The sequence below is a fragment of the Emticicia sp. W12TSBA100-4 genome (genome assembly GCF_040253585.1).
In the GTDB taxonomy this organism is placed as follows: Bacteria; Bacteroidota; Bacteroidia; order Cytophagales; family Spirosomataceae; genus Emticicia.
In genome coordinates, this window is the sequence record NZ_JBELAU010000005.1 from 12,902 (window position 1) to 25,756 (window position 12,855).

Below are 12,855 nucleotides of genomic sequence, written 5' to 3' on the forward strand. Positions count from 1 at the left end.
GCTTTGAACCAACGCAGTAAACAAAATGAGCAAACACGGAAGAATTTTAGTCGCCATGAGTGGCGGCATCGACAGTTCGTTGGCAGCAGTAATGCTCCACGAAGAAGGCTACGAAGTAATTGGCATGACCATGAAAACATGGGATTATGCATCATCGGGAGGCAGTAAAAAAGAAACAGGCTGTTGTAGCCTCGACTCCATCAATGATGCAAGAAACATTGCCGTCAATTTAGGTTTTCCACATTATATATTGGATATCCGTGAAGAATTTGGCGATTACGTTATCGACCACTTCACAGGTGAATATTTGGAAGGACGCACACCAAATCCATGCGTGTTGTGTAATACCCACATCAAATGGGACTCATTGCTTCGCCGTGCCGACAAACTTGATTGTGAATTTATTGCCACTGGACACTACGCAAATGTGCGTCAAGAAAACTCAAGATACATCATTTCAAAAGGAATTGATACTTGGAAAGACCAAAGTTATGTACTTTGGGGAGTTTCGCAAGAAAGTTTGGCCCGAACAAAATTGCCGTTAGGATATTTGAAAAAATCAGAAATTCGAGAAATGGCTACTCAAAAAGAATTTTATGATTTAGTAAATAAGAAAGAATCCTACGAAATATGCTTCGTACCTGACAACGATTATCGAGGTTTCTTGAAACGTCGAGTGGAAGGTTTGGAGGAAAGAGTAAAAGGAGGAAACTTTGTTTTGGAAGATGGAAAAGTAGTAGGCAAACACGAAGGCTATCCTTTTTATACAATTGGACAAAGAAAAGGCTTGGGCATTGCTTTGGGAACGCCGATGTTTGTTACAGAAATCAGAAAAGAAACCAACGAAGTGGTATTAGGTCATGAAAAATCATTGGATAAAGATGGCATGATGGTGGGCAAGCTCGTTATGCAAAAATATGCCGATTTGAATGGCATGAGTTTAGAAACAAATACCAAAATCAGATACAAACACGATGGTTCACCAGCCACAATCACCCAAGAAGGAGATAAAATGAAAGTAATTTTCCATGAACCAGTCAGCGGAATTGCTCCAGGTCAAGCAGCCGTTTTCTACGAGGGAGATGATGTTGTGGGTGGAGGTTGGATTATGAAATCCTTCAACCAAAACTCGGTTTTTGAACAAGCACAAGCAACAAATTGATTTTTGAAGTATATTTAGAAAATACTCAACTTCATATTCATAAATAAAAAGGCTACTTACATTCAAACAATTAAGTAGCCTTTTGCTTTGTAATAAAAGATTTCAGTTTTTATTTCGTTATATACAGAAAACTATACCATTAGCTTATGAAACGTCTTATACTTTGTTTACTCATATTCACCTCCTTCACAACATTTGCACAAAACCAATACTTTGTACTTTTCAAAGATAAAGCCAATTCACCTTATTCTGTTTCTCGACCAAAAGAATTTCTTTCTGAACGCTCAATTAAACGCCGTGAAAATCAGAAAATAGCTATTACTGAACGTGACCTACCTCCTAACCCAAGTTATCTGACTGAAATTACCAAAACTGGGGCAAAAGTTTTATATAAATCTCGTTGGATAAATGGTGCCTTAATACAGACCGATGCGACCACTTTGACAAAAATTTTAAATTTAACGTTTGTAAAAGGTTTAGAAGGAAAAGGTGATATAAGAAATACTCGCCAGAATGCAGAAAGCCAAGCAGCAAAAACAAGAGATAAATTTGGAAACGAGGGCATTTTAGATAATGGACTTTCGCAAACGCAACTTGCCATGCTCGGTGCTGACAAAATGCACACAAAAGGTTATCGTGGAGAAGGAATGATGATTGGTGTTTTAGATTCGGGCTTTTTAAATGCCAACCGTTTAAGTTTTTTCAATGATCTATTTAATGATAAAAGAGTTGTCGGTACTTGGGATTTTGTGAATAATGAAGCAAACGTTTACAACGACCATAGCCACGGAACTAATGTTTTATCGTGCATGGCGGCGTTTGAAAATAGCAGAATAGTTGGAACAGCCTACAAAGCAAGTTATTTATTATTAACAACCGAAGATGTTAGCTCAGAAACCAAACGAGAAGAAGCCAATTGGCTTTTTGGTGCCGAAATGGCTGATAGCGTGGGAGTTGACGTAATCAATACTTCTTTGGGCTATACTGAATTTGATAATCCTGCACAAAATTATAAATATACTGATATGAACGGCGACCGTGCTTTGGCCACTCGTGCGGCCGATTGGGCAGCCCAAGCAGGAATTTTGGTTGTTGCCTCAGCAGGAAATGAGGGTAGCGGAAGTTGGAAGTACATAGGCACACCAGCCGATGCTGATTCAATTATTGCAGTTGGGGCTGTTACAAGCATTCAAAATATTGCTTCATTTAGCTCTTTCGGGCCATCGGCTGATGGTCGAGTAAAACCCGAACTTTCAGCACAAGGGGCAGCAACTGTCGTTGGAAATACGAATGGAACTATCGGAGCAGCTAATGGAACATCTTTTTCTTCACCCTTATTGGCAGGTTTTGCGGCAAGTTTCTGGCAAGCTTTCCCGACGTTAACCAATATGCAAGTACGAGAATATTTGATTCGTTCAGCAAGCCAATATACTAATCCTGACAATCGATTTGGATATGGAATACCAAATTTTGACAAGGCTTTTGAATTGGCTGAGTTAGAATCTTTAATAAATGAATTGAAAAAATCAGGGCAAGAAGTGATGGTTTTCCCGAACCCAATCAACGATGGTGCGAGTACAAAAGTTTGGGTTTTGAAAAATGATGCAGGTACAAACTTTGAGTACTCGATATCTGATTTGACAGGAAAAACACTTTGGACATTGAATAGTAAAGAAAGTAAAATTACCCTTCCAACTATCAATGAGTTACCTCTTGCCAATATAATTTTGAAAGTAACTGCCGAAAACCTCAAGTATTCGACTAAAATCATTCGATAAACATCAATAAAACCTGTGAGTTTAGTAATTGTTATACCTTTGAAAACCTCACAGGTTTCTGTCTTATCAAATCTTCCTCGCCATTCGCAGAATCGACTCAGAATCATTGTGTTCAGCGATTTTTTCAAGCGAAACCCACGCCAAATCATTTGATTCTTCTGTTACGATTAAAGGCTCGTTCATATCAGCTTCAATCAAAAAGCGTACATCATAATGAAAATGTGCTGGAATGCCTTTGCGTTCTGGAATTTGATGCACATCAACATCATAGATTTCTCCATTGACAACTTTTAAATTTTTAAGTCCAGTTTCTTCGTTAGCTTCTTTCAACGCAACATTTAAAACATCAGGGTCTCCATCACAATGCCCACCTGGCTGAAACCATTGGTTCAATTTTCGGTGGTGCATCATCAAAACATGTGTTCGGGTATTATTTACAATCCAGGCTGAACCTGTTACATGACCAATCAGTAATTCACGTTTAAAACAATCTTCATTTGTTTTCACAAATTCAATCGTTTCATTGGTCATTTTCAATTCATTTTCATCAATCGGGGAATGCTTTTCGAGCAAATCAAGTAGTATTTTTCGGTGCATTTTTGGAGTTTTATACGTAGATTTGTACGAATTTAGTTCATCAAATCAACAAAATCAGTATATCTAATGAAAAAAATTGCTCTATTGGCATTAAGTTGCTTATTATCAAGTACTTTAATTTTTGCACAAATCACACCAGCTCCAAGTCCAGGTGCGGCAATTTCGCAAGTTGTTGGTGTAACAAAAATCTCAATTGATTACTCTCGTCCATCATTGAAAGGTCGTGAAATTTTCGGCAAATTAATTCCTTTCGATAAAGTATATCGTACTGGTGCGAATGGTTCTACCAAAATTGAAACAACAGGCGATATTACAGTTCAAGGCCAAGTTTTGAAAGCAGGAAAATACGCAATTATGTCAATTCCAAACCAAACGAATTGGACAATTATTTTTAGCAAAAAATTGGATGTGACTGAACAAAATTACTCGGCATCTGATGATGTTTTACGTGTAACGGCTCGTCCACAAGATGTTTCCTCGGTAGAAACCCTAACTTTCGATTTTTCGGATGTAAAAGACGATGGTGCAACATTAAGTTTTGCATGGGAAAAAACAAAAGTTTCACTGGCAATTGGTGTTGATAATGTTGCGGCTATCGAAAATGCAGTTGCTCAAAAAAACAACGAAGCTTCTAACACTTTCCAACAAGCAGCCGATTATATGTTGCAAAAAGGAATGGATTTAACTAAAGCTTTGGGCTTAGTTGATAAATCATTGGCTCTGCGTGAAAACTTCCGTAATAACTGGATTAAAGCACAAATCTTAGATAAACTCGGCAAACCTTCTGACGCTCTCGGTTTTGCCTTGAAAGCTCAATCTTTGGGTGCGGGCGATAACTCATACCAATTCTTTAAAGATGGTATCGAAAAAGGTATCGGCGAAATCAAAGCTAAAATTCCTGCAGCTGCTCCGGTAGTAGATACTCCTAAGAAAAAGAAAAGCTAATATACAGACTGCTTCGGTGGTATCTACTACGCAACCACCGAAGCATTTTCTAACTTGTGGCACAACTTTTCAGTTGTGCCACACTTGTTTTTGGGCAATTGAAGAGTAGATCCATCAATAAATTCAATAAAAAATCGTTAGCTTTGAAAAACATTTGATTCCATGCGAAATACTTTTTTTTCAATCTTATTTCTATTAAACTTTTTTGCTTTCAGCCAAGAAAAAGCCCTTCGGTTTGAAGATTTCACGTACGAATCCAACATAAAAACAGTACTACTTTATCCACTCGTTGGCGATGCCAATGATGCTGCACGAACGCTCAATCCACCCGTTTTATCGCTAAATGATTCTAAAAATCTTTGGCTCGAATTTGATGATTTGAATGCCAATTACGAGCAATATCACGTAAAAATCTTGCATTGCACCTACGATTGGAAACAATCAGTTCTTTCTGAAATAGAATACATGCCCGAATATAACGACTTGATTATCAACGATTACCAAGTTTCTCGCACTACGAAAGTCCCTTATTATCATTATAAACTCGAAATACCAAAAGTTTTGCTTTCGGGAAATTATCTGCTCGTGGCATGGCGTGGTCGCAGAAAAGATGACATCGTTTTTAGTAAACGTTTCATGGTTTACGAACCACAGGTTGGAGCTTTTGGTACAGTTCGACAAGCACAGTCTCCATCAAAATATAAGACCCATCAGCAAGTTGATTTTGAGGTAAATTATGGAGGATACCGATTGATGTCGCCTCGTGATGAACTGAAAATTATCATTCGCCAAAATTTTCGATGGGATAAAACTGTCAGAAATCTGAAAGCATTTAGTGTGAACGAAAGTATGTCGAAACTCGAATTTCGTTTTTTTGATGATGAAAATGTATTTCCCGCTGGCAACGAATTTCGTTTTTTTGATTCACGTAGTACCAATTACAACGGTCAATACATTGCAAAAACCAAACGAGGGGTAGCAGATGAAATGTGGGTTTCGCCGCAGAGTAATCGCAGTGAAACTACTTATATTGAGTCGAATGATTTTGATGGAAACTATGTAGTTGATAACCGAGAAGGTACTGATAGTTCGGTGGATTCTGATTATATTTACATGACTTTTGGACTAAAAACCCATGAATTGGAAGATGCCAACGAGAAAGTTTATGTCAATGGAAGTTTTAACGATTGGCGACTTGATAAAACCAATGAAATGGTTTATGACAATAATTTTGGTGGCTACACTGCCACGGTTCGCCTGAAACAAGGAGTCTATAATTACGATTTCGTAACTCAAAAACCGAATAAAACCACTGATGAGGTTTATTTTGAAGGAAGCTTTGGTGAAACTCAAAATACTTACGAAATCTTTATTTATCACCGTCCCGTAACGGCACGTGCCGAAAAACTCGTTGGCTATCACACCGTTGATTTTAATAAAAGAAGATGATTTATTAAACTAAAAACATGAAAACAGCACTCGTAGTCGGAGCATCTGGATTAATCGGCAAGCACTTGACCAACAAACTACTAACAAGCAATTATTACGAAAAAGTCAGTGTTATTGTCAGAAAACCGCTCACTATCATTCATCCAAAACTCGACCAAATCGTGATGGATTTTGACAACTTGGACACTTCAAAAATCATGGCCGATGATATTTTTTGTTGTCTCGGCACAACCATGAAGCAAGCTGGTTCTAAAGAAGCTTTTTATAAAGTTGATTTCACTTATCCGCTCAATTTTGCCAAAGCTGGACTCGCCAACGGTGCAAAACAATTTTTGGTTGTATCGTCAATGGGTGCTGACGAAAAATCTATGGTTTATTATAGCCGAGTAAAAGGCGAAATTGAGAAAGCACTAAGCGATTTGCGTTATCCAACACTCATCATTTTTCGTCCATCAATGCTATCAGGCGAGCGTGAAAACCCACGTTTGGGTGAGAAAATAGGAAAAGTAGTCATGGATTTCTTTGCTCCGCTCATTCCTGATAATTATAAGGTAATTGCTGGCGAAAAAGTAGCTCAAGCCATGCTCGAATTGGCACAAAAAGGAATCAAAAATAAAGATATTTTCGAATCAGGTAGTCTTCAAAAATATTAATCACTAAAACAAAACCTATTTTTTATGAAACGTACATTTTTTCTTTTTTTATGTATTTGCTTCGCTCAAATCGCAACGGCACAGTCGAAACAAGTTGAGGCAAAGTTTACTTTTAAGTCATACCCCGAAGATGCAAATGGCACACCTTATTCTGACATTTTCTTAACATTTGGTAAAAAAGTAGCCAAAATTGATAAAGTAACTGGCAATGCCGACCTCACTGACCGTAGTCTTTTTGGCGAAAATAAAATTCCAAAAACTGCACTTTCGGCCTGTGGTGCTTGGTGGGCTGGTGCGGGCGATTATTTCTATGTAGTGCAAGAAAAGAACAAACTCGTGATTTACAAAGGTTGGCAAGCAGAAGAACAAACCGACCGAGGTTTCCATTGGAAAAGATATAAATCGATTACTTTGTAAGATATTTTTTACTTTTTTGAGCGAATCGAAACGGTCTGATGAATCGGTTCGCTCCACCTTATTCATGCTTTTTGAAGACACTTATAAAACAATCAAAGTCCCTGTTGAGGGTTTATTTAAAGATAGAGGCAGTAAATTTCTGGCTTACGCCTACCCTATCGAACACGAAAATGAGGTAAAACCATTGGTCGAAAATCTCAAAAAAGAGCATTTCAAGGCGGTACATCATTGCTACGCTTACCGTTTGGGACTCGACCGTAATAATTTTAGAGTCAATGACGACGGTGAACCTTCTGGAACAGCTGGCAGACCAATTTTGAATACACTACTTTCACAAGATATTACCAACATTTTAGTAGTAATTGTACGGTATTTTGGTGGAACACTTTTGGGCGTGCCAGGTTTGATAAATGCCTATAAATCAGCAACTGTCGAGGCATTGGCTGTAGCTGAGATTTATGAAAAAACTGTCAATGATGTTTATAATGTAAGTTTTGAGTTTGTACAAATGAATGATGTGATGAAGGTTGTGAAAGAATTTAGCCTGAAAATCAGAAATCAAACCTATGATAATCAATGCACAATGGAACTCGAATTTAGAAAAACACTCACCAACCAAGTGATTGGGAAGCTTGAAAAAATTGATGGAATTTTGGTAGAGTATTTGATGACGGTGTAATGTATTTATGAATAAGTCATAACAAATTCTGTAAGAAATCTAATGTTTTGAAAATCTGACGATTAATAAATTTGTACTTTTGCAACATGGAAATTAAGGAAGAATTAACAATACCTAAACTTATTGAGGAAGCACAACTCTTCTGTGTTGAACAGTCAAAGTTTCAACATAAAGAACTTTATGGAGTTACTGATGGTAAGGCTGTTGGAACTTTAATTGAGCAAAAATTTCAAAAACACCTCCATGATAAATATCTTGTAACTGTTGGTTCATCAGCGAAAGGCATTGACCTTCCATCAGATAATATTTTAACTGATATTAAAGTTACTTCTATAAAACAACCTCAATCTTCTTGCCCATTTAGAGACGCAAAACAAAAAATATTTGGACTTGGTTATAACCTACTTGTATTTGTTTACGACAAAACAGACGACCCAGCATCCCAAACTGCGATACTCCATTTTGTAAGTTGTTCATTCGTATCAAAAGAAAGAACAGCAGATTTTACAACTACAAGTATCTTAAATGAAATGAAACAGGTTGGTGCTAATTGTGATGATATCGTTTCATTTTTGGAAGGGATAAAACTGCCTGCCGATGAAATAACACTAAAACAAATAGCCGAAATCATTTTAGCGACAGAAATCCCAGTTGGGTATTTGACCATTTCTAATGCTCTTCAATGGAGATTACAATATACGAGAATAGTAAACTTGACAAATGATGTTCAGGGAGTCGAAAAAATTGTCAGCTACAATAAACCCAAATAATGAAAGTATTTGAAGCAAATATTACTTATCAAGTTGCAGATTATCTAAACTTTTCTCTTAAAGATATTAACTCATTTGAAACTGCCAATCAAAAGCTATTTGATGCCTTTGGTATCACGCTTTTTTTTGACAATAATGAAGAATTGGAAACTTTAAAAGAAAACATTTTACTTACAAATGAGCTTATTTATGAGCCAGACCGTAGTGAATATGGAGATTTTCAAACAAATGAAGACTTAGCAAAAAAGGTCTCTCTGTTTTTATCAAAGAAGTTGGCAAACCCTCAAATCATCATTGAGCCAACTTGCGGTAAAGGCAATTTCATCATTGCTTCTCTTGCAAATTTTTCAAGTATTGAGAACATTTATGGTATTGAAATTTACAAACCCTATGTTTGGGAAACAAAATTTAATATTATCGAATTTTATTTGAACAACCCACAAGAACAAAAAGCACAAATTTCAATAATTCATAGTGATGTTTTTGAATACGACTTTAAAAAAATAGCCAAACAATATTCTGAAAAAGAAATATTAGTCATTGGGAATCCACCTTGGGTAACAAATGCAAAGTTAGGTAGTCTTAATTCTTCCAATTTACCCAAAAAAGCTAATTTTAAAAATCAAAGTGGCTTGGATGCTATGACAGGTAAAGGCAATTTTGATATTGCCGAATTTATCATGTTGAAAATGCTTGAAATTTTTCAAAGTATTAAAGGAAATCTACTGTTTTTAGTCAAAAACTCTGTTATTAAAAATATTTTAACTGAGCAAAAGAAAAATAAATATACAGTTTCAGAAATCGAAAAATATTGTATTGACAGTAAAAAAGAATTTAATGTATCGGTTGAGGCATCTCTTCTATTTTGCCAATTCAAATCAAATCCAGCGTATTATTGCACAGAGTATGACTTTTATAATGCCCAAGAGCCAATTTTACAGTTTGGTTGGTTAGATAACAAATTTGTATCGAATATCGACATTTATTCACATACTAAAAACATTGATGGTGAATGTCCATTTGTTTGGCGGCAAGGTTTAAAACACGACTGTTCGAGTATTATGGAGCTTGATAAGTCAGGAGGTGACTCATTAGATGGATATTATGTGAATGGTCTAAATGAGGAAATAAAATTAGAGGACGATTTAGTTTATGGCCTTTTAAAAAGCTCTGATTTAAAAAATACCGTAATTAATCAAACAAGAAAATTTACAATCGTAACACAGAAAAAAGTTGGTCAAGAAACTAAGTACATCAAACACGAATTTCCGAAAACTTTTCAGTATTTAATAGACCATCAAGACAGTTTTAATGCAAGAAAATCAAGTATTTATAACAACAAACCAGCATTTTCAATTTTTGGAGTTGGCGATTATTCTTTTAAACCATATAAAGTTGCTATTTCAGGGCTTTACAAAACATTTCATTTTACACTGATTTTACCACAGAATGAAAAACCAGTAATGCTTGATGACACCTGTTATCTACTTGGTTTTGATAAAATTGAATTTGCTGTTTACACTTTAATTCTGCTCAATTCAGAAATAACAGTAAAATTTTTACAATCCGTAACTTTTGCAGATGCAAAAAGGACTTTTACTAAAGATGTTTTAATGCGTATTGACCTATTAGAATTAGCAAATACTATTAATAGGAGCTATTTAGAATTAGAATTGCAAAGACTTAATGACGTGTATAATTTCAATCTAAAACTCAGCCTTTGGAATAAGTTTATAGAGGAAATGAGTCCTGTAAAGAATAAACAAGTTGAGTTATTTGCTTAAAACGTTGCATTTAATTTCGCACCATTACAAAGCGACAGTTTAAAAAAGAATTCAGCCATTTGAATAATGACAAAATATTCATTAAATCGCAATAATGAGTTTGCCAGACAATTTGCAAGATGAAACGGAATATCATCATAATTTGGGTGTTGACTTGTCAAATTAGGTAGTAAAATTTTTGATGAAACATGATAGGTAGAGAATCAACACCACATAACATCGGTTTAGCAAAAGCAGGGCAAACGGAAGTCATTGAACATTCATATCTTATATCAAAATTTGTGCTTAACTTCGGCTGACGGTTTTCAAAAGCTCTACCTTCGCCAAGCCATGAACCGTTGTGCATAATATTAAAATGACAATGACACAAACAGAATTCATAGATAAAGTTAGACAAGCCTATATTGTCGCAAGAGATTTTTTATACCAGCCGATAACAAATCAGCAGGTACTGACACGTGGAACAAGCCATTCAATTTCATCCGTGACAGAAGACCTTTTTGGTTGCTATTGCACTGAGAAAATAACGAACGCAGGAAACATAAAAGTTTATATTGACCCTCAACTCTCGTTCAGTGGAACAAACCTGAAAAACAAAAACAATAAAAGACCTTTGTTAGTAAGACCCGATTTAGCAATAGCAAATGACAATGTTATTCAATGTATGTTTGATATTAAGACAGACCTTGGATATAAAAGAATAGAACTTTACAACCATGCTAAAGAGCGAAATGATCAAATCAACCTGATAAAGAAAAGTGTTGCAAAATATTATGACGGCAAGACAAAAGTCCAAAAACATTTAACTTTCTCCGAAGACACAAAATTCATTTATGTAGTTATATCGCAAGGGAATATTAAAAAGAGTGTTCAGGACGACTTTATTTCAAGAATAAGGCAGCTTGACAAGGTTGAAATATACCAATTGTCAACAGGAGACCATTTAAACGCTTATCACGACAATCCTAATTGGCAAATAAACAAAACGGACTTTGACAATTTAGATAAAAAAATATTGGAATGCCTTATAGAACAATAAATACAATGCAACACACCGATTTTGCATCAGTAGTGCTGCAATGCACCTTTGGACTTTTGTCCTTCTATTCAAGTTAATTACTGGTTGATAGTTTTGTTCATCGAAAACTACCCAGACTCAAAGCTAAAAGCAATTTAAACAAATCAAAAAAATGAAAGCTATCACTAAAACCATATTACTCCTCTTGTTCTCAATTATGAGCCTTAATTCTTTTGCACAAAAGAATGTCAAATTCAAACCCAAAGAAATCTATAAAACCAGCAGTTTGGTCATTACTCAAATTTCTGACAATGCTTTTAAACATGTCTCATTCAAACAAACCAATGATTTTGGTTATGTGCCATGCAATGGAGTTTTGGTCAGAAATAACAATGAAGTAATAGTTTTTGACACCCCAACCAACGATAAAAGTGCCGAAGAACTCATCAAATGGGTAAAAGAAACGCTTCATTGTCAAATCAATGCAGTTATTCCCACGCACTTTCACGATGATTGCTTGGGCGGTTTAAAAGCTTTTCATGATAATAATATTCCATCTTATGCTAATTTCAAAACCATTGAATTGGCCAAAGAAAATAAATACACCGTTCCGCAAAATGGCTTCAAAGATTTACTTACACTAAAAGTTGGTAAAGAAAGCATCACAGCAAAATTTTTCGGCGAAGGACACACAAAAGATAACGTAGTGGGCTATTTTCCGAGTGAAAAAATCATGTTTGGTGGTTGTTTGGTAAAAGAACTCAAGGCAGGTAAAGGTTATTTGGGTGACGCCAATCTTGCAGAATGGTCGAATACCGTCGAAAAAGTGAAAAACGCCTACCCGAATGTAGCCATTGTTGTTCCAGGTCATGGAGAATATGGCGACCAAAAATTACTTGATTATACCATTAATTTATTCAAAGCTCAGTAACTATTTATGCAGGAGAAAGAAGAAATAGAAACTTTTTATCCAAGTACCACAGCCGATTGGAGAGAATGGTTACAAGAAAACCACCTTTCAAAACAATCAATTTGGTTGATATATTATAAAAAGAAATCGAAAATACCTTCAATTTCTTGGAGCGAAGCCGTTGACGAAGCTCTTTGTTTTGGTTGGATTGATAGTACCGCACGCCCCATCGACGATGAAAAATATATGCAGTTTTTCACGAGACGCAAAGCTACGAGTGTTTGGTCGAAAATAAATAAAGACAAAGTTGAGAAATTGATTGCAGCAGGCAAAATGAGCCAAGCAGGTTTTGAAAGCATCGAAAAAGCCAAACAAAATGGCTCATGGACAATCTTAGATTCGGTGGAGGAATTAACAATACCCGAAGACTTAGAAGCTGCCTTCCAAGCAAATGAAGGCTCAAAAGATTTCTTTATGAGTTTAAGTAAATCAGTCAGAAAAGCTATTTTACAGTGGTTAGTACTTGCCAAACAACAATCTACTCGCCAAAAACGCATCAACGAAATTGCGGAGCTTGCTTCTCAAAAACTTAAACCTAAGCAGTTTAAATAAAAAGTAAAACCAAAAAATCTCGTCCACACAAAAACTTTCATCGTCTCTTTTCGCTGTAAAAAACGAATATTTTCGCTAAAT

The 12,855-nt window shown here is 35.8% G+C and carries 13 protein-coding genes; 12 read left to right on the forward strand and 1 reads right to left on the reverse strand.

The window, feature by feature from the left end; all coding sequences use genetic code 11:
* The first annotated feature begins 25 nt into the window (after positions 1-25).
* Positions 26-1,162, forward strand: coding sequence for a tRNA 2-thiouridine(34) synthase MnmA (gene mnmA, locus ABR854_RS07480; protein WP_350264773.1), 1,137 nt, complete (start codon positions 26-28; stop codon positions 1,160-1,162).
* Between the two features lie 146 nt (positions 1,163-1,308).
* Positions 1,309-2,940: a S8 family serine peptidase gene (locus tag ABR854_RS07485; RefSeq protein ID WP_350264774.1), complete on the forward strand. Its 1,632-nt coding sequence runs from the start codon at positions 1,309-1,311 to the stop codon at positions 2,938-2,940.
* Positions 2,941-3,006: 66 nt separating this feature from the next.
* Here the strand turns inward: ABR854_RS07485 and ABR854_RS07490 are convergent, their stop codons facing one another.
* Positions 3,007-3,537 (reverse strand): NUDIX hydrolase, encoded by a 531-nt coding sequence (locus ABR854_RS07490; protein WP_350264775.1) that lies wholly within the window; start codon positions 3,535-3,537, stop codon positions 3,007-3,009.
* Positions 3,538-3,603: 66 nt separating this feature from the next.
* On the opposite strand from ABR854_RS07490, the gene ABR854_RS07495 reads away from it, so the two are divergent.
* From ABR854_RS07495 to ABR854_RS07540, 10 genes are all read left to right on the forward strand, one after another.
* On the forward strand, positions 3,604-4,482 hold the full coding sequence (locus ABR854_RS07495) for a DUF2911 domain-containing protein (protein WP_350264776.1): 879 nt from the start codon (positions 3,604-3,606) through the stop codon (positions 4,480-4,482).
* Positions 4,483-4,644: 162 nt separating this feature from the next.
* Positions 4,645-5,931, forward strand: coding sequence for a type IX secretion system plug protein (locus ABR854_RS07500; protein ID WP_350264777.1), 1,287 nt, complete (start codon positions 4,645-4,647; stop codon positions 5,929-5,931).
* A 17-nt stretch (positions 5,932-5,948) separates the two neighbouring features.
* On the forward strand, positions 5,949-6,584 hold the full coding sequence (locus ABR854_RS07505) for an oxidoreductase (RefSeq protein ID WP_350264778.1): 636 nt from the start codon (positions 5,949-5,951) through the stop codon (positions 6,582-6,584).
* A 24-nt stretch (positions 6,585-6,608) separates the two neighbouring features.
* Positions 6,609-7,001, forward strand: coding sequence for a hypothetical protein (locus ABR854_RS07510; RefSeq protein WP_350264779.1), 393 nt, complete (start codon positions 6,609-6,611; stop codon positions 6,999-7,001).
* A gap of 64 nt (positions 7,002-7,065) precedes the next feature.
* Positions 7,066-7,680, forward strand: coding sequence for an IMPACT family protein (locus ABR854_RS07515; RefSeq protein ID WP_350264780.1), 615 nt, complete (start codon positions 7,066-7,068; stop codon positions 7,678-7,680).
* An 86-nt stretch (positions 7,681-7,766) separates the two neighbouring features.
* Positions 7,767-8,450 (forward strand): type II restriction-modification system restriction endonuclease, encoded by a 684-nt coding sequence (locus tag ABR854_RS07520; protein WP_350264781.1) that lies wholly within the window; start codon positions 7,767-7,769, stop codon positions 8,448-8,450.
* The gene (locus ABR854_RS07525) at positions 8,450-10,234 is read left to right on the forward strand and encodes a hypothetical protein (protein ID WP_350264782.1); all 1,785 of its coding nucleotides are present in this window, start codon (positions 8,450-8,452) and stop codon (positions 10,232-10,234) included. Before ABR854_RS07520 ends, ABR854_RS07525 begins: the two co-directional genes overlap by 1 nt.
* 361 nt (positions 10,235-10,595) lie before the next feature.
* Complete coding sequence (locus ABR854_RS07530) at positions 10,596-11,273, forward strand: hypothetical protein (RefSeq protein ID WP_350264784.1); 678 nt, start codon at positions 10,596-10,598, stop codon at positions 11,271-11,273.
* Positions 11,274-11,424: 151 nt separating this feature from the next.
* Positions 11,425-12,183, forward strand: a complete 759-nt coding sequence (bla, locus tag ABR854_RS07535; RefSeq protein WP_350264785.1) for a subclass B1 metallo-beta-lactamase — start codon at positions 11,425-11,427, stop codon at positions 12,181-12,183.
* 6 nt (positions 12,184-12,189) lie between these two features.
* Positions 12,190-12,774, forward strand: coding sequence for a YdeI/OmpD-associated family protein (locus ABR854_RS07540; protein WP_350264786.1), 585 nt, complete (start codon positions 12,190-12,192; stop codon positions 12,772-12,774).
* Positions 12,775-12,855 lie beyond the last annotated feature (81 nt).